19 protein-coding genes, 1 other RNA gene and 2 riboswitches are annotated in these 16890 nt (G+C 26.5%); of the genes, 8 read left to right on the forward strand and 12 right to left on the reverse strand.

Annotation, left to right across the window (positions count from 1 at the left end; all coding sequences use genetic code 11):
• The first annotated feature begins 36 nt into the window (after positions 1-36).
• From AC4FQW_RS00680 to AC4FQW_RS00695, 4 genes are all read left to right on the forward strand, one after another.
• Positions 37-300, forward strand: a complete 264-nt coding sequence (locus tag AC4FQW_RS00680) for a hypothetical protein (protein WP_491146786.1) — start codon at positions 37-39, stop codon at positions 298-300.
• A 47-nt stretch (positions 301-347) separates the two neighbouring features.
• Positions 348-688: RNase P RNA component class A (gene rnpB, locus AC4FQW_RS00685), an RNA gene on the forward strand.
• Positions 689-823: 135 nt separating this feature from the next.
• Entirely contained in the window at positions 824-1480 is a 657-nt protein-coding gene (locus AC4FQW_RS00690; protein ID WP_491146787.1) for a putative ABC transporter permease, read from the forward strand.
• A 137-nt stretch (positions 1481-1617) separates the two neighbouring features.
• Complete coding sequence (locus AC4FQW_RS00695) at positions 1618-2517, forward strand: N-acetylmuramoyl-L-alanine amidase (protein ID WP_491146788.1); 900 nt, start codon at positions 1618-1620, stop codon at positions 2515-2517.
• Positions 2518-2552: 35 nt separating this feature from the next.
• On the opposite strand, the gene AC4FQW_RS00700 is transcribed toward AC4FQW_RS00695, so the two are convergent.
• Positions 2553-3737, reverse strand: a complete 1185-nt coding sequence (locus AC4FQW_RS00700; RefSeq protein ID WP_303128710.1) for a 3D domain-containing protein — start codon at positions 3735-3737, stop codon at positions 2553-2555.
• 83 nt (positions 3738-3820) lie between these two features.
• The gene (locus AC4FQW_RS00705) at positions 3821-4687 is read right to left on the reverse strand and encodes a 50S ribosomal protein L11 methyltransferase (protein ID WP_491148127.1); all 867 of its coding nucleotides are present in this window, start codon (positions 4685-4687) and stop codon (positions 3821-3823) included.
• 111 nt (positions 4688-4798) lie between these two features.
• On the opposite strand from AC4FQW_RS00705, the gene AC4FQW_RS00710 reads away from it, so the two are divergent.
• The gene (locus AC4FQW_RS00710; protein WP_491146789.1) at positions 4799-5659 is read left to right on the forward strand and encodes a TraX family protein; all 861 of its coding nucleotides are present in this window, start codon (positions 4799-4801) and stop codon (positions 5657-5659) included.
• 131 nt (positions 5660-5790) lie between these two features.
• Here AC4FQW_RS00710 and AC4FQW_RS00715 read toward each other — a convergent pair whose 3' ends face one another.
• The gene (locus AC4FQW_RS00715; RefSeq protein ID WP_303128708.1) at positions 5791-6159 is read right to left on the reverse strand and encodes a DUF1667 domain-containing protein; all 369 of its coding nucleotides are present in this window, start codon (positions 6157-6159) and stop codon (positions 5791-5793) included.
• Positions 6160-6298: 139 nt separating this feature from the next.
• On the opposite strand from AC4FQW_RS00715, the gene AC4FQW_RS00720 reads away from it, so the two are divergent.
• Complete coding sequence (locus tag AC4FQW_RS00720; RefSeq protein ID WP_491146790.1) at positions 6299-7258, forward strand: D-2-hydroxyacid dehydrogenase; 960 nt, start codon at positions 6299-6301, stop codon at positions 7256-7258.
• A gap of 37 nt (positions 7259-7295) precedes the next feature.
• On the opposite strand, the gene AC4FQW_RS00725 is transcribed toward AC4FQW_RS00720, so the two are convergent.
• Positions 7296-8090: an HAD family hydrolase gene (locus AC4FQW_RS00725; protein ID WP_491146791.1), complete on the reverse strand. Its 795-nt coding sequence runs from the start codon at positions 8088-8090 to the stop codon at positions 7296-7298.
• A gap of 165 nt (positions 8091-8255) precedes the next feature.
• Positions 8256-8337: riboswitch (glycine riboswitch) on the forward strand.
• Between the two features lie 2 nt (positions 8338-8339).
• Positions 8340-8428, forward strand: a riboswitch (glycine riboswitch).
• 78 nt (positions 8429-8506) lie between these two features.
• Here AC4FQW_RS00725 and AC4FQW_RS00730 point away from each other — a divergent pair.
• Complete coding sequence (locus AC4FQW_RS00730) at positions 8507-9829, forward strand: alanine/glycine:cation symporter family protein (protein WP_303128705.1); 1323 nt, start codon at positions 8507-8509, stop codon at positions 9827-9829.
• Between the two features lie 189 nt (positions 9830-10018).
• Here the strand turns inward: AC4FQW_RS00730 and AC4FQW_RS00735 are convergent, their stop codons facing one another.
• The 6 genes from AC4FQW_RS00735 to AC4FQW_RS00760 form a co-directional block, all read right to left on the reverse strand.
• Positions 10019-10291: an acylphosphatase gene (locus AC4FQW_RS00735; RefSeq protein ID WP_303128703.1), complete on the reverse strand. Its 273-nt coding sequence runs from the start codon at positions 10289-10291 to the stop codon at positions 10019-10021.
• Between the two features lie 65 nt (positions 10292-10356).
• Positions 10357-11418 carry an ABC transporter substrate-binding protein gene (locus AC4FQW_RS00740; RefSeq protein WP_303128702.1) on the reverse strand — a complete coding sequence of 354 codons (1062 nt, stop codon included), beginning with the start codon at positions 11416-11418 and terminating at the stop codon, positions 10357-10359.
• On the reverse strand, positions 11419-12201 hold the full coding sequence (locus tag AC4FQW_RS00745; protein WP_303128701.1) for an ABC transporter permease: 783 nt from the start codon (positions 12199-12201) through the stop codon (positions 11419-11421). It abuts the gene before it with no gap.
• The gene (locus AC4FQW_RS00750) at positions 12195-13031 is read right to left on the reverse strand and encodes an ABC transporter permease (protein WP_303128700.1); all 837 of its coding nucleotides are present in this window, start codon (positions 13029-13031) and stop codon (positions 12195-12197) included. Before AC4FQW_RS00750 ends, AC4FQW_RS00745 begins: the two co-directional genes overlap by 7 nt.
• Positions 13024-14079 carry a spermidine/putrescine ABC transporter ATP-binding protein gene (gene potA / locus AC4FQW_RS00755; protein ID WP_303128699.1) on the reverse strand — a complete coding sequence of 352 codons (1056 nt, stop codon included), beginning with the start codon at positions 14077-14079 and terminating at the stop codon, positions 13024-13026. The genes AC4FQW_RS00750 and potA overlap by 8 nt, the downstream gene beginning before the upstream one ends.
• A gap of 37 nt (positions 14080-14116) precedes the next feature.
• The gene (locus AC4FQW_RS00760; RefSeq protein ID WP_303128698.1) at positions 14117-14656 is read right to left on the reverse strand and encodes a helix-turn-helix domain-containing protein; all 540 of its coding nucleotides are present in this window, start codon (positions 14654-14656) and stop codon (positions 14117-14119) included.
• 420 nt (positions 14657-15076) lie between these two features.
• Between AC4FQW_RS00760 and AC4FQW_RS00765 the strand changes: the two genes are divergently transcribed.
• Positions 15077-16162 carry a GNAT family N-acetyltransferase gene (locus tag AC4FQW_RS00765; protein WP_491146792.1) on the forward strand — a complete coding sequence of 362 codons (1086 nt, stop codon included), beginning with the start codon at positions 15077-15079 and terminating at the stop codon, positions 16160-16162.
• 13 nt (positions 16163-16175) lie between these two features.
• Here the strand turns inward: AC4FQW_RS00765 and AC4FQW_RS00770 are convergent, their stop codons facing one another.
• Positions 16176-16496: a hypothetical protein gene (locus AC4FQW_RS00770; protein ID WP_303128692.1), complete on the reverse strand. Its 321-nt coding sequence runs from the start codon at positions 16494-16496 to the stop codon at positions 16176-16178.
• A complete protein-coding gene (locus AC4FQW_RS00775) occupies positions 16496-16870 on the reverse strand; it encodes a YtxH domain-containing protein (RefSeq protein WP_491146793.1) in 375 nt (124 codons plus the stop codon). The genes AC4FQW_RS00770 and AC4FQW_RS00775 overlap by 1 nt, the downstream gene beginning before the upstream one ends.
• Positions 16871-16890: the final 20 nt, after the last annotated feature.

Genomic DNA, 16890 nt, shown 5'->3' on the forward strand with positions numbered 1-16890 from the left:
TATATTAAATAATAATAATGTTTAATGGATGGTGCTATGGGTAAGAAGTCAAAGTATAAGATGAATAGTGAAAGTAATGGCTTTAATAAATTTATGAGCGGATTTAGAAATTTAGGATCAAGGGGGAAATCTCCTTTTAATGAATTTAAAAAATCAATCTTTTTTTGTTGGTTTACTCCAGCAAAATGTTGTGTTTGTGGTGCAATGGTTTGTGCATTATTATTATTTGGAGTTGGATTAACTGGAGTAGTTATAATGGCATTATTGCTTATAATATTACTTTTACTTTGTGAGTTGTAAAAAATTTCATTTGTAAAATGAAAAAATATATGATAGTATATACAATGTGAGTAAGACGTGCAATCGCTGCTAGCCTTAGAGCTAGGAGAGGAAAGTCGGAGCTCCATAGGGCAGGGTGCTGGCTAACGGCCAGTCGAGGCGACTCGAAGGATAGTGCAACAGAAATATACCGCCTATTTTTAGGTAAGGATGGAAAGGCGAGGTAAGAGCTCACCAGCATAATGGAGACATTATGGCTATGTAAACCCCACTTGGAGCAAGACCGAGAAAGAAACATTTTGGGGCTGCCCGTCCCGTTTCGTGGTGTGTCGCTTGAGCTTACTAGCAATAGTAAGCCTAGATAGATGATTGCTTAATACAGAACTCCGCTTATGGCTTATCTCATATATGAAAAACACTAGGGTATTACCTAGTGTTTTTCTTTTTATGTTTAAAATTAAAAAAAATTTAAAAGGAAATTTTCTTTAAATATTTAATATAATGATATTATTTTTATATTGATATTATGGAAGGAGAAGAGTATATGTTTAATTCAAAAAAAGAAATAAATTTTTATAAATTAATTTGGATATTTATGATAGGTTCGGTTTTAGGATATGCTGTGGAAATGATTTGGTGTTTCATAAGAAATGGGTATTTTGAAAGTAGACAAGGGTTATTATATGGTCCATTTAGTCCTGTATATGGTATAGGTTGTGTTCTTTGTACAATACTTTTATATAAAATTGCAAAATGGGATGGATTTATAATATTTTTAATAAGTGCAGTTTTAGGTGGTTTTTTTGAGTATACTTGTTCATGGGTACAGCAAAAGATGGTAGGAACAATATCATGGGATTATACAAGTAAAGCACTTAGCATTAATGGAAGAACAAGTATTGAATATTGTGTATTTTGGGGAATATTAGGATTATTTTTTATAAAAGAAATATATCCTTTATTTAATAAAATTATTAATCATTTTTCAAATAAAACAATAAAAATTTGGACTTATATTTTTATAATAATTATGGTACCTAATATAATATTATCTGCACTTGCTGTAAGAAGAGAAGTTGCAAGAATAAATCACGTTAAAGCTAATAATGCAATAGATAGATTTTTAGATGAGCATTATCCAAATTCATATTTAAAGAAAGTATATCCAAATATGATTTTTCCAAAACAGAAAAATAAGTAATTTTAAAAAGCATTAATATTTTATATATTAATGTTTTTTTGTTTATTTGTTGAAAAAATATAAACTATGCATATCTTATATATAGATAAATATTTTATTAATTTAAGTATTTACTAAAGTTAAAAAGGAGGGTTTATATGAAAATAGCAATAAGGGCAGGGCACACTTTTTCAGTACCAGGTTCTAAAGGAATATTAGATGAAACAAAAGAAAATAGAAATATAAAAGATTCAATTATTAAATATTTAAAAATTGCAAAAATAGATGTTGTAGATTTAACTCCAAGTGATTATTATAAAACTGTCGGAGAAGAATTAGCCTATGGAGTAAATAAGGCTAATGAGTTAAAAGTAGATTTATTTGTGAGTTGTCATTTTAATAAAGCATATAATAAATATGATGGTGCTATAGGATCAGAAGTGCTCACTTATAATGATAATTTTATAGAGGCAAAAAGAGTAGTAGATAATTTAGGGAAACTTGGATTTAAAAATAGAGGAATTAAAAATAATAAAAATCTTTATGAACTTAAGCATACAATTATGAAGGCTATGATAATAGAGGTTTGTTTTGTAGAAGCTGTTAAAGATGTACAACTATATAAAGCTTTAGGTTATGATAAAATAGGTAAAAATATAGCAGAAGGATTAATAGGAAAAGAAATAGTAGTAGAAGAAAATAAGTCTAATATAAGTATAACTAAACATTTATGGCAAGAATCTATAAGTGGAGAAGAAGTTAAAAAACTTCAATTAGAGTTAAACAAACAATTTAATAGGGGTCTTAATGTAGATGGGTATTTTGGAGAGAAAACATTAGATGCTTGTATAATATTAAGAAAATATAGCAGTGGTAATATAACTAAGTTGATTCAAAAAAGGCTTTTAGCTAATAAATATAGTTTAAGTCCTTATGGGGTAGATGGATATTTTGGAGATGTTACAGAAAGGGAAATAAGATTATTTCAGAAAAATAATGGATTATTAGTTGATGGAATAGTTGGAAAGAATACTTGGAAGGCTTTATATAAGAAATAAAAAATAGCCAAGCTTTTATTAGCTTGGCTATTTTTTTACCATTCATTTGGATAAGCTATTATAGTTACTGTAACTTGTTGTCTACCAAACTGAGTACATTCGGCTTCTGAATTCATAAATAAATCAATTATATTTCCTTTAATGGCACCACCAGTATCTGATGCAATTGCATATCCATAACCACTTACATAAACTTTACTTCCTAAAGGAATAACATTTGGATCTACGGCTACTGTACTTATACCATTTGGATCTCTAACTGGCTTTAACCCCATAGCAGTAGTAGTATGACCCGAATAGGCTGTAGCTTCCATTGATAAAGTTTTTTTACCGCTAGATGGTTTGCTAGGTGTATTAGAATTATTATTTGGAGTAGCAGGTGTTTTTTCTGCTTCTTTCTTTTTGCTAATTAAGTCATTTCCTTTTGAAATATAAGATTTAGCTTCATCTATAACTGATGATGTAGATATTTGAGGTAATAATTGTTTTAATGTTTCAACTGCATTTTGTAAATCGTTAATTGATGAAGAAGATGAATTTATAGTATTTATTGGATAAGAAATAAGTTTTAATTCATTTTCTTTTATAACTGATTCAACTTGTGCTTTTTGAGAATCAAATTTAGCCTTAGCTTCTTTAAGTTCACTTTGTTTAGAAACAACGGTTTTTAAATTTTTAGAGTTTTCATCATTAAGTTTTAATATTTCACTTTTTTGGTTTATCAAATTTTTTATATCATTTTGTAAGTTGTTTTCATTAGTTTTTAGTTCATTAATTGTATCATTATCAGCACTTACAAGTTTTTCAACTGCTTCAATTCTACCAACTAAATCACTTAGCCCTTTTGACTGAAATAGAAAAGTAATATATGATGAAATGGAGTAGCTACCAGATTTATAAGCGGAACGCAATCTTTGTGATAAGATAGCTTGTCCTTTAGCTATATCTTCTTTTGTTTCATCTATTTTACCTTTTGTAGTATCAATTTCTTTTTCGATTGAATTAATTTTTACTTTATTGTTATCAATGCTCGTATTTATTTTATTTATTTCTGAATCTAAATTTGCTATTTTATTATCTAAATTTTTAATTTCCTCACTTAGTTGTTTGTACTCAGCTTTACTTTTTTCTATGTTATCTTTTGGATCGGCAAATGCAGGAAGTGCCAAATTTATAGTTAAAGCTAACATAGCAAAAAAACATATCAATATTTTTTTCATATGAATACCTCCTTTAGAAGAAAACCCGATATTAAGTAGTATTATAGCACAATAATAAAAAATGAGGAAATTAATTTCAATTATTATCTAATGTTTGAAAATATTGCTGTACACCATTCTTGGCTTTGTAACTTTTCATTCATAACAAAACCATTAGCTTCTACAATAGATTTTACAGAGTCAAAACTCCATTCTACAAGCCCAGAAACTAACAGTTTACCTGATGGTTTTAAATGTTTATTTATAATAGGCATAAACATTTCGGTTTCAGCTCCTCCTATGTTTATATAAATCCAATCAAATAATCCATCAATTTTTACTTCATTTGATATAGCATCTCCAACTAAAACTTTTATAGTATTTATATTATTTAATGATGCATTTAACATAACTTCATCATAAACATCTCTAATATCTAGTGCTACAACTTCACTTGCACCTTTTATAGCAGTTGCTAGAGAAAGAATTCCAGATCCAGTACCAATATCTAAAACTCTTTTATTAGAAAAGTCTTTCTCAAGTATTACAGATAATAAGTCTTGAGTTGTTTCATGAAGTCCTGTTCCAAAGGCCCCTTGAGATATAAAGTTTATTTTATTTTTTCCTTGAACTTCTTCTTCTGGACTTGCTAAAACCCAATTATCATTTATAACAATAGGTGGTATACTAAATTCTTCATATTCATAATTTACTTCTTCGATTGATGATGGTTCTTTATCTAATATTAAATTTATTCTTTTCAAAAATTCATCAAATTTATTAAGTTCTTCATCATATGCTACTTTTAAAATTATAGGTTCATTATCTTTTTCAATATAACCATATCCAAATTCATCTGTTGTTATTTCTAATGGATTTTCATAAAATACATTAAAAATATCGTTTATTTGTAATTTTGTAATTATGTCATCTACCTCATTATATTTAACTTTATAAGATAAAATTTTCATCATGTCACCTCTTTAATATTATATATTAGTTATAGTATTACAAAAGACTTTTAATGTAAAGGTTAAAGATGTATAATTTATTAATGTGGAATAAATACAAAGGAGAAAGAGATGGACAGATTTAAACTAAAATTATTAATGGTACTATTTATGGTATTGGATAGTATAAGATTTTTCTTTGATGGAGCACCTTTTTGGTTCACTTATGTAGGAAGAGTTGTTATGCCAATATTTTTTTATCTTTTAGTAGAAGGATATTTTAAAACGTCTTCAAAAAATAATTATCAAAAAAGATTATTAGTAGCAGCTGAAATAATGTTTATAGGAAATTTAATATTATCTGTTTTAATATTAAAAGGGGTAGATGGAAACAATCTAATGTATAGTAATTTTAATTTACTATCATATGTAGTTAGTTTATTAGTTTTAATTTTTATGGTGACTATTTTAGTAATAACTTTAAAATCTAAAATAATATCAGATAAAATGACATCTATAATTATTTTTTTAATAGTATGTGGAGGATATATTTTAAGGTATGCATTCTATAATAAAGTATATATTATGCCAAATAATATGTTTTTAGCTTTATCAGCTGGATTTATAATGTTAAATGGATTAGTAGAATTTAGAGGTAAGGATTTTAAGAAGGCTTTTGTAAAAGTTTTAGTTGGTACATCACTTGGAATATTTACTGAGTCTTTAATATTAGGACCTGCTTTTGTTTTCATTTTTTATAAATGTTTTAATAATAGAAGAGATATGTATCTTGCGATTTTTGTTTTTTCGGCATTATTTTTCCCAGGATTTAATATTGAAGCTTTATTAAAATATCCTCAGTGGATGATTATATTTACTATACCGTTTATATACATATATAATGGAAAAAAAGGAAAAGACTTTAGATGGTTTTTTTACGTATTTTATCCATTGCAACTATGGATTCTATATTTATTATCAGTATTAATTTAAAATTAAAATAAATATTAAAAGCCCAATTAAAAATTTTAATTGGGCTTTTAATTAAACATTAGCTATTAGAAATATTTTATAATTTTTTAGAGAGGTATTGTTATTACTAAGTATACGTTTAAACTTTAAAATTATGAATATAATTTTACGTTACCTTCGGCTATTATATTTATTCCTGTATTACAAATATTTTCTTTTATTATATCTCCATTATTTATAGGAGCATTTACAGTTAAATCTTTTAATTCATTTAAAATAGAAAAAATAAGAGATTTTGGAACTCCTAGTTCACTTTTGACTGTCAATGTTTTTGAAGAGCCGTTATTAACTTTAATAATAGTTTTTACTATGCTAGAGGGCACTATACATCTTTTACTAGCATATAACACTCCTTTATTACATTTATTGCCTTCTATACCTATTAATTTAGAGTTTTCTAAAGTTAGTAATAGAGTACAAGAATAATCACATGCTAAACAAACTAATTCTTTATTTTCCATGAAAATATTGCTCCTTTCTATTTGATTTATATTATGATTTTTGTCAAAAATTTATTTTTTTACACATATGTTTGAAATTTATTCAAAAAAATATGGTAAAATAAAGTTAAAATTCATAAATGAATTGGAGTGATAATTTTTGAAGAGTATAGTAGTTTTAGATGGGAATACTTTAGGAAATATGAACTACAGCTTGCTTGAGGAATTTGGTAGCCTTAAAGTATATGGAATGACTAAAGAGGATGAAGTATTAGAAAGAATTAAAGACGCTAATATAATTCTTACTAATAAGGTAGTTTTGAATGAAGATAATTTGAAAGTATGTAAAAATTTAGAACTTATATGTGAAATGGCAACAGGGTTTAATAATATAGATATTGAATATGCTAAAAATACAAATATAGCGGTTACAAATGTAGCTGGTTACTCAACTAATACTGTTGTTCAACATACATTTGCTACATTGTTGCATTTATACGATAAAATAAATTATTATGATGAATTTGTAAAGTCAGGCAATTACTCAAATTCAGGAATGTTTACAAATCTAGATAAACCATATAATGATTTATCAGGAAAGACATGGGGAATAATAGGGCTTGGAGCAATAGGAAGAGGAGTTGCAAAAGTTTGTGAAGCTTTTGGAATGAATGTAATTTATTATTCAACATCAGGTAAAAATAATAATTCATCTTATAAAAGAGTGGAGTTTGAGGAACTTTTGAAAACTTCAGATATAATTTCAATACATGCACCATTAAATGAAAACACAAAAGGATTAATAAATTATGAAAATATATCAAAAATGAAAAGAGAAGCTTTTCTAGTTAATATGGGAAGAGGACCAATTATTGTAGAAGAAGATCTAGCAAGAGCAATTGATGAGGAAAAAATTGCAGGAGCTGCATTAGATGTATTTTCAGTAGAGCCTATATTAAGTAAAAATCCTTTATTATCAGTAAAAAATAAGGATAGATTAGTGTTAACACCACATATTGCTTGGGCGAGTGTTGAGGCTAGAGAGAGATTATTTAATGATTTAATAGAAAATATAAGAGCTTTTAATAAAGGTGAAATTAGAAATAGAGTAGAACTTTAAATAAAAAGGTTGCAATTTAATTGCAACCTTTTTAAGTTTAATTTATTAGTTCATTAATCACTTGAATTACACCATTTTCTTTATTACTTTTAGCTATAAAATTACCATGTTTTTTAACTTCATCTAAAGCGTCTTCCATAACATAACTATAATGTGCTCTCTTAAGCATTTCAATATCATTAAAATAATCTCCAAATACCATGGTTTCTTTAGGAGATATAGAATTTATAGATTGAATTTTTTTTATGGCATTGCCTTTATTAACATTTTTATTAGTTATATCAGTCCAATATTTACCGGCAACAACTATTTTAAATTCATTTCCTAAAATATCATTCATTAGTTTAAATGAATTTGTCATTGCATTATCCATATCACATATAGAAATTTTAAATATTTCATCATCAACAGTTTTTATGTAATCATAAGAATCTATTATAGTATTATCTAAATAATATTTATTTATTTCATCAGTAAATTTTTCAGAACAATCAATATGATAAAAATTTTTAACGCCACAAAATATAGCTACAGAATTTTTAAGCTTTTTACAAGCATCTACAATTTTTATTACAGATGATTTATCCATAACTTCTATAGATTTAATTTTTCCATTTTCAACTACCATTGCACCATTATCTGATACATAGGATATTTCATCAGAAATAGGTTTAAAATTTTCATATAAAGTTTTGTAAGGTCTTCCGCTAGCTACAACAAATTCTATATTTTTTTCTTTTAATTTCTTTAATATATCAAAAAACTCACTAGGAACATTTCCTTCTGGAGTTAATAAAGTTCCATCCATATCAGATGCGATTAATTTTATCATGTATACCACCTTTTCTTTATGTAAATAATAATTATTATAATATCATAAATTATTATTTAATAATAGTAGGATGTTGTTATAAATATCAATATGATAATTTATTTTAAAAAAACTTGATTTATTTATAAGTTATATATATAATTAAATAAAATTAAATACGTTCGGATGAAGGTAGTGGGAGAGAGACTGATTTAATTAGTCCACCGAAGAGGAAAAATCTTTCAGGTTGTAGGACCGCTACTGGACGAGCCTCTGGAGAGACTCAAAAGTTTCTTTTGAGCACCGAAGGAGCAAGGCATAAATTTCTATGCTGAAACTCTCAGGTAAAAGGACAGGGGATTTTTTGAAGCTAATTTTATATATTTTAGCTTTATTTAATCTCCTCCAAAATGATAAATTAGGGGGATTTTTTTATTATGGAAAAAATATTAAGAACAATTGACTCTATTGTATGGGGTCCACCACTTTTAGTGTTATTATTAGGTACAGGAATTTATTTAACATATAAACTTAAGTTTATACAAATTAGAAAACTTCCACAAGCTATAAAGTTTATATTTCAAAAAGAAGAAGGAGCAAAAGGTGATGTATCTAGTTTTGGAGCTTTATGTACAGCACTTTCAGCAACTATTGGAACAGGAAATATAGTTGGTGTTGCAACTGCTATAAAGGCAGGAGGACCTGGAGCTTTACTTTGGATGTGGATTGCAGCATTTTTTGGAATGGCTACTAAATATGCTGAAGGAGTGCTTGCTATAAAGTATAGGGAATTTGATGAAAATGGAGTAGTAAAAGGAGGCCCTATGTACTATATACAAAATGGTATGGGTATAAAGTGGCTTGCAAAACTTTTTGCTTTATTTGGAGTTTTAGTGGCTTTATTTGGAATAGGGACTTTTGCTCAAGTAAATTCAATATCAGAAGGATTAAAAAATAGTTTTAATGTACCAATTATTATAACAGCTATTATAGTTACTGTTCTTGTTACTTTAGTAACATTAGGTGGAATTAAGAGAATATCCAAAGTATCAGAAGCTGTTGTTCCATTTATGGCATTGTTTTATATTTTAGGAGTTATATTAGTAATAATATTTAATTTTAAAAGTATTCCAGAAGCTTTACATATTATATTTGAAAGTGCATTTAATCCAAAAGCAGCTATGGGAGGAGTAACTGGACTATCAATAATTATAGTTATGCAAAAAGGCATTAGTAGAGGAGTATTTTCAAATGAGGCTGGACTTGGAAGTGCACCAATTGCAGCAGCTGCTGCAAAAACAAACTCACCAGCAAGACAAGGATTAATATCAATGACAGGAACATTTTTTGATACAATAATCATATGTACAATGACAGGACTTGTAATTGTATTAACTGGAACATTTAATTCTTCAATTGATGGAGCAAGTTTAACTACTGCTGCATTTGAGGTTGGGTTACCAATTGCTTATGTTGGAAAATATATAGTTAATATAGGATTGGTATTTTTTGCATTTACAACAATACTTGGATGGAATTATTATGGTGAAAAATGTATAGAGTATTTATTAGGTGAAAAAGCGATAATTCCATTTAAAATAATTTACATAATTTTAGTTGCTATTGGAGCATTTATATCATTAGATATTATATTTATATCAGCAGATATAGTAAATGGTCTTATGGCAATACCAAACCTTATTGCTATAATAGCACTTAGAAAAGTAATTTTTGATGAAACAAATAAATTTTTGGATTAAAAAAAGAGTCAATTTAAAATTGACTCTTTTTATTTTATAAAAGTATAAATTTTATATACATAATATATTAGAATATAATGTTTTCAAATTATAATTAAAATATTTAAAAGAAACAGAATTAAATAAGCATTTAAAATTAATTATATGTATTAACCTTTATATAGATTTAAAGAAAATACTATATAAAATTTAATATAAGACTTTAAATTTTTTATCAGAATCAATAGGAGTTAATTCATCAATAGAAATAGATTTAACTTTGCAGAAGCCATTACCTTTTTTTATTTTATTTATGAATTTTAAAATATTATTTTTATCTCCTTGAGCTTCTAAATAAACATTTCCATCAGATAAGTTTTTAACAAATCCAGTTAGATTAAGTAAAGATGCTTCATATTGAGTAAAAAATCTAAAGCCTACACCTTGAACATGACCACTAACTAAAACTTTTATTCTAATCATTATAAAGTACCTCCTAATTAATATATAATTGTAAAAAAGCAATCATATTTCTGATTGCTTTTTTATTATGACCTAACTTTAATCCATGCATCATTATAATTTCTTAACGCTTTAGGACTTAAATCATTAAATACTTCACATCTTTTAAGTTCTTCTTCAGTAGGATATTTATCTTTTACATCTTGAGGAAGCATTTCATAAGCTTTAGTAATAGGTGTTTGGTATCCAATATATTCAACATTTTTTAATGCATTTTCAGGTTCACATAAAAAGTTTATAAATTCTTCAGCTTCTTTTTTATGCTTAGCTCCTTTTGGAATTGCTAAAGCATCATACCAAAGATTAGAACCCTCTTTTGGAATTACATATTTAATATCAGGATTTTCATCCATTATATACATAGCATCTCCAGACCAAACTGGTGCAACAGCTACTTCACCACTTATTAAAGCATCTTTAACTTCATCTACCATATAAGCTTGAACTAAAGGCTTTTCATTTCTAAGTTCTTCAGCTGCTTTATCAATTTCCTTTGGATTTGTAGTATTTAAGGAATATCCTAGTTTTTTTAATGCAACTGCCATAGCATCTCTAACTGAATCAACCATAACAATTTGATTTTTATAATCTTTATCCCAAAGTATATTCCAGCTATCTACTGGTTTTTTTATTATTTTACTATTATAAGCAATTCCTACTGTACCCCACATATAAGGAACTGAATATTCATTGTGTGGATCATAAGGCAAGTCTTTAAACTGTTTACCTACATATTTATAATTAGGAATATATTTATAATCAATTTTTTCTAAAAGATTTTCTTTTCTCATTTTTTCAATCATATAATCAGATGGAACAATTAGGTCATAATTACTAGATCCATCTTTTATTTTAGAATACATAGTTTCATTTGTATCAAAAGTATTATAGTTTACTTTTATTCCAGTTTCTTCTTGGAATTTATCAACTAAATCAGGGTCTATATAATCTCCCCAGTTATATATATTTAATATTTTTGAGTTTTCTGAATTAGTGCTAGCACTAGAATTGCTACACCCAGTAAAAAGAGTAGTAGCTATTATTCCAAGTAGGGCAATAGTAGTGCATAAAATCTTTTTTCTTTTCATTTAATTCACCTCTACTTTTTTCTTTTTATTAACTATAAGAAGTAGTATAAGAACTGTAACAAACATTAGTGTAGAAAGTGCATTAATTTCTGGTTTAATACCACGTCTTGCCATAGAGTAAATTTCTATTGAAAGATTTGTAACCCCAGGACCTGTTGTAAAGAAACTTATAACAAAGTCATCAATTGACATAGTAAATGCCATTAAAAATCCAGCAAATATTCCTGGCTTAATTTGAGGTATTATAACCTTTCTAAGTGCATACCAAGGAGTAGCACCAAGATCCATTGCTGCTTCTATAGTATTATCAGGAAGTTGTTTTATTTTAGGAAGAACTGATAATATTACAAATGGTATATCAAAAGATATATGAGCAAGAAGCATTGTATTAAATCCAAAATCAAATTTTAAGAATATAAATAAACTCATTAAAGCTATACCAGTAACTATATCTGGATTTATAATAGGAAGGTTATTTATATTAAGTAATAAAGCTTTGCTTTTTCCACGCATTCTACTAATTCCAATAGCTGTTATAGTTCCTACAATAGTAGCAATAATAGAGGCAATTAAAGCAATTAAAACTGTATAGTATAAAGCTTCCATTAATGCATCATTTTGAAAAAGTGATTTATACCACTTTAATGTAAAACCACTCCAATGTCCCATTGATTTAGAATCATTAAATGAGAACACCATTAAAGTAACTATTGGAGCATATAAAAATATAAAAATTATAATTAAATAAAATCTTTTTATAAAATTGTGTAATCTATTTACCATAAACGACCACCGCCTTCAGCTTCTTCACTATCAAATTTAGACATTAAAGCCATTGATATTAATATTAGAATCATAAGTATAATTGCAAGTGCTGATCCAAAGTGCCAATCGCTTAATGTTGTAAATTGTTGTTCTATAACATTACCAATTAACATATCTTTTCCACCACCAAGTAGTCTTGGAATAACAAAAGTTGATACAGCCGGCATAAATACCATAGTTATTCCAGAAATAATTCCTGGCATACTTAAAGGCAATATTACTTTAGTAAAGATTTGCTTTTTGTTTGCTCCAAGGTCATATGCAGCATTTATTAAATTTTGATCAAGCTTAGATAATACTGTATATATTGGTAATATCATAAATGGTAAGAAGTTATAAACCATACCAAGTAAAATAGCACCATTAGTATATAAAAATTGAATTGGTTCAATTCCAAATAACCCTAAAAAGTTATTTACTATACCATTTCTGCTTAATATAGGCATCCAAGCATAAGTTCTAAGTAAGAAATTCATCCACATAGGAAGAATAAATAACATTATTACTAGGTTTCTCTTTGATTCAGGCATTTTTGATATTATATAAGCAACAGGATAACCTATAACTAAACATAATACAGTAGAAATAAATGCCAAATACATTGAACGACCAAATATTCTAATATATATAGGATTCATAAGCCTCTCAAAATTTTCAAGTGAAAATTTATAGCCAGAACCTGTATCTATAGTAAAACTAAAAAATAAAATCATAATTAAAGGAACAACAATAAATAATACGCTCCATACTATGTAAGGATAAGCTGCTAATCTACTTCTTTTATTCATATTCTCTCACCTTTTTCATTACATGAATATCTTCTGGATATATATCTATTCCAATAGTTGATCCAACTTCAGCTGATTTTGTATTATGAATAATCCATTTATCATTACAATTTTCAACTTCTATTTCTATTTCGTAATGAACTCCTTTAAAAATAACAGATATAACTTTTGCTTTAAGCATACCTTCTGAAGCTTTAACCATTTTAATATCTTCAGGTCTTATAACTATATCAACTTCTTCATTTTTATCAAATCCAAAATCAACACTTTCAAATATTTTTCCTAAAAATTCAGTTTTATAGTCACAAAGCATAACACCATCAACTATATTACTTTCACCTATGAAATCAGCAACAAATGCATTAGCAGGTTCATTATATATATCTTGAGGTGTTCCCATTTGTTGAATAACACCTTTATTCATTACAACTATAGTATCTGACATTGTAAGAGCTTCTTCTTGGTCATGAGTTACAAATATAAATGTAATACCAAGTCTTTGTTGAATTTTTTTAAGCTCTATTTGCATTTCTTTTCTAAGTTTTAAGTCTAATGCACCTAAAGGCTCATCAAGAAGTAAAACTTCAGGTTCATTAACTAATGCTCTTGCAATTGCTACTCTTTGCTGTTGTCCACCACTTAAAGAGTCTATTTTTCTATTTTCAAAACCACTAAGAGCAACTAATTTAAGCATTTCAGTAACTTTTTCTTTTATTTCATCCTTTGGTAATTTTTTTATTTTTAAACCAAAGGCTATATTATCAAACACATTCATATGAGGAAATAAAGCATATTTTTGGAACACTGTATTTACAGGTCTTTTATAAGATGGAAGGCTTGCCATATCTTTATCATCAAAAATAACTTTACCACTATCTGCTGTTTCAAATCCTGCAATTATTTTTAGGGTAGTAGTTTTACCACAACCGCTAGGACCTAAAAGTGTTAAAAATTCATTTTTCTTTATATTAAGATCAAGTTTCTTTAGAACCTCGTTATCTTCATATTTTTTACTTATACCTTTTAATTCTAGAATGTTATCTTTCACAATAAACACCTCTTTCTATATAGTCTTAATAAATAATCTAAAATGATGGGGGAGTACTTATCCAAATAACTTTTGCAGTAGTTTTACCTGGATTTGAAAGATAATGATTTAATTTAGGTTTAAAATAAAAGCTTTCTCCTTTTTTTACCTTATATCTTTTTTCACCTAAGTGTAAAATTATACTTCCATTTAAGACAAATCCAAATTCTTCCCCTTCATGAGGTTCTTCCTCTATATATCTGCCATTAGGCTCTAAAGTTAGCATAATAGGCTCCATATCATTTTTTTGAGCACTAGGAACTAACCATTTTAAGCTGTACTTTAAGTCTTCATCTTCAGTTTCAAACATGTCATCACTTTTATATGTTATTCTTTCTTCTCCTTTTTCACTAAAAAACTCGGTTAAATTAGTTCCAAGGATTTCTAAAATATCAACTAATGTAGCAATAGATGGTGAAGTTAAATCATTTTCAACTTGAGATATAAATCCTTTAGATAATTCACATCTATTAGCTAATTCTTCTTGTGTGAGACCTTTAGCAATTCTAAGACTTCTGATTTTATCGCCTATTTCCATTTTTCACACCACATTTCTGTTTTAAAATATAACTTTTACTAAACATAAAGTTTAAGATTACTAAACAAACAAGAATAATTATAATTATTATATGTTTAAAAATCAATATATTTAATAAAAAAATAAAAAAATTTTTTCTTTAGATTCATTGATAATAAAAGGATACAGCATTTACTGTAAAAATAAGTTTAATAAAAACGTAAATAAAGTTTAGTAATACTAAGATAAAACATTTAACTTTGTATATTAAAAACTTGATATAGTGTCACTTTAAAAAATAATAATAAATTAATACAATTTCTAAAATAATAAAAAATTTATTAATATACAAAAAAACATTAAAAGTTTGATATAATTAATATAAAATAAGTATTGTTCTATAAATTGAGAAGGGTGAATTTTTAGATAAAGGTGATTATAATGAAACTGAGAGACGGATTATATAGAAGGAATGGTAAAAAGGTATATATAAAACAACCTGAGTATAATGAATTATCGTTTGTTAAAGAGCTTTGGGCTCATAAACAAACTATGAAAGATATTGGAGGAGTTTTTTATTTTACAGAAGAAAAGTGGGATATGTTTTATAAAAAAATGGTTAACCCAACTGATGGAAAGAATTTTTATTGTTTAGTATATGATAATAACGATACTCCAATAGGAGAAGTTAGTTTTCACGGATATGATTCTGCAACAAAAATTGCAAGGTTTAATGTGAAAATACATTATAATTATAGAAATAATGGATATGGAGAAGAAGCTGTTAGATTACTTCTAGAATATTATTTTACCGAATTTGGTGGGGACATGCTTATGGATAAAGTATCAACATTAGAAGGGGAAAGGATAGCTCAAAAAATAGGGTTTGAGGAAGTTAAAAAATTTGGAAACACTACAATTATAAGAATTAGTAAATCAGGATTTTTGAATTTTGATAAAAGCAAAAATACTAACATAGGAGTATTAATGATTAAGAATATGAATATGTTAGATTATACTATGGCAGAGGAATTGTTTTCAAAAGCTAATACTATACTTGGAAGAAAAATGTTTAATGTATATGGTATAGCAATTGATAATAATATAAATATTAGTAAAAATATTAATTTAAGTATAACTAAAAATGATATTAAACCTAATATAATTATAATACCAGGTGGAAATAAAATAATAGATGAAAGTAGTAAAGGAAAGATAATAAATTATATATTAAAGTATTATAAAGAATGTGATTTTATATGTGCTATTAATGAAGGAATATATTATTTAGCAAATTGTAATGAGCTAAAAGGCGTTTTAGTTCCTTATGGAGATTGGATAGATGGACTAGATATAGAAAAAAATGATTTTAGATTAGTAAAAAGAAATTATACAGATAATGGGAAAATAATGTTGAGTAAAAATGTAATGGGAAATATAGAGTTATATTTAAACTTAATTAAAAAAATAGGCGGAAATGATTTAGAAGAAAAATTAGCTTATAATATAGGACTAAAAAATAAGTAGGAAAGTATTTTTCCTACTTATTTTTTAAAAATACTCCTGAAACAATGTTTGCAATATCTCTTACTGTTTCTAAATGTCCTTGTAAATTTTCTTTTGCTACAATAACATCAGCAGTTGCTTCAGTTGCAACATCTGAAATATCTTTTGCATTATCAGAAAAATCTTTTACATTATTAAGTGTAGTATCTATATTTTTTTTATTATTAGTCAAAATAGTATCTACATTAGTTAAAATAGTAGATAATTTTATTAGACAAATTATTAAGAAAACTAATGCAACTATACCTAAAATACCAATAACTATCCAAAATAAATCAAGTAAATTAATATACATTAGTTATTAACCTCTGAATTTGTTTCTTCTTTAACTTCATCTATTAGATGTTCTTTATTTTCTTTAGTTGATAAATCTTGAATATTTTTATTATTTAAATAATCTTTTATTTTGGCTTTAGCTTCTAGTACATTTTCTTTACAAGTATTAGATGCTTTGTTAGCTGCTATTTTTACTTTTTCATTAACATCTTTAGCAGTATCCTTTAAATTGTTTCTTGTTTCCTTACCTGATTTTGGAGCAAATAATACACCGCTTAAAGCTCCAGCTAATGCACCAAAAGCAACTCCAGTTACTAAAGTTTTAGCTGTTTTCTTTTGAGATTGTCTAATTTTTTCTTTTCTTTTTTGTTCAATTAATTTTGATAAGCTCATATATATACCCTCCTAAAATT

It is taken from the genome of Clostridium sp. TJA085 (assembly GCF_058310235.1).

Excerpts from the sequence above, each read along its gene's own strand:
- AC4FQW_RS00710 (WP_491146789.1), top strand. The coding sequence starts at position 4,799 with ATGGACAGATTTAAACTAAAATTATTAATGGTACTATTTATGGTATTG.
- AC4FQW_RS00725 (WP_491146791.1), bottom strand. The coding sequence starts at position 8,090 with ATGATAAAATTAATCGCATCTGATATGGATGGAACTTTATTAACTCCA.
- AC4FQW_RS00775 (WP_491146793.1), bottom strand. The coding sequence starts at position 16,870 with ATGAGCTTATCAAAATTAATTGAACAAAAAAGAAAAGAAAAAATTAGA.
- AC4FQW_RS00705 (WP_491148127.1), bottom strand. The coding sequence starts at position 4,687 with ATGAAAATTTTATCTTATAAAGTTAAATATAATGAGGTAGATGACATA.
- AC4FQW_RS00730 (WP_303128705.1), top strand. The coding sequence starts at position 8,507 with ATGGAAAAAATATTAAGAACAATTGACTCTATTGTATGGGGTCCACCA.
- AC4FQW_RS00740 (WP_303128702.1), bottom strand. The coding sequence starts at position 11,418 with ATGAAAAGAAAAAAGATTTTATGCACTACTATTGCCCTACTTGGAATA.
- AC4FQW_RS00690 (WP_491146787.1), top strand. The coding sequence starts at position 824 with ATGTTTAATTCAAAAAAAGAAATAAATTTTTATAAATTAATTTGGATA.
- AC4FQW_RS00695 (WP_491146788.1), top strand. The coding sequence starts at position 1,618 with ATGAAAATAGCAATAAGGGCAGGGCACACTTTTTCAGTACCAGGTTCT.
- AC4FQW_RS00750 (WP_303128700.1), bottom strand. The coding sequence starts at position 13,031 with ATGAATAAAAGAAGTAGATTAGCAGCTTATCCTTACATAGTATGGAGC.
- AC4FQW_RS00715 (WP_303128708.1), bottom strand. The coding sequence starts at position 6,159 with ATGGAAAATAAAGAATTAGTTTGTTTAGCATGTGATTATTCTTGTACT.
- AC4FQW_RS00745 (WP_303128701.1), bottom strand. The coding sequence starts at position 12,201 with ATGGTAAATAGATTACACAATTTTATAAAAAGATTTTATTTAATTATA.
- AC4FQW_RS00700 (WP_303128710.1), bottom strand. The coding sequence starts at position 3,737 with ATGAAAAAAATATTGATATGTTTTTTTGCTATGTTAGCTTTAACTATA.
- AC4FQW_RS00765 (WP_491146792.1), top strand. The coding sequence starts at position 15,077 with ATGAAACTGAGAGACGGATTATATAGAAGGAATGGTAAAAAGGTATAT.
- AC4FQW_RS00770 (WP_303128692.1), bottom strand. The coding sequence starts at position 16,496 with ATGTATATTAATTTACTTGATTTATTTTGGATAGTTATTGGTATTTTA.
- AC4FQW_RS00680 (WP_491146786.1), top strand. The coding sequence starts at position 37 with ATGGGTAAGAAGTCAAAGTATAAGATGAATAGTGAAAGTAATGGCTTT.
- AC4FQW_RS00760 (WP_303128698.1), bottom strand. The coding sequence starts at position 14,656 with ATGGAAATAGGCGATAAAATCAGAAGTCTTAGAATTGCTAAAGGTCTC.
- AC4FQW_RS00735 (WP_303128703.1), bottom strand. The coding sequence starts at position 10,291 with ATGATTAGAATAAAAGTTTTAGTTAGTGGTCATGTTCAAGGTGTAGGC.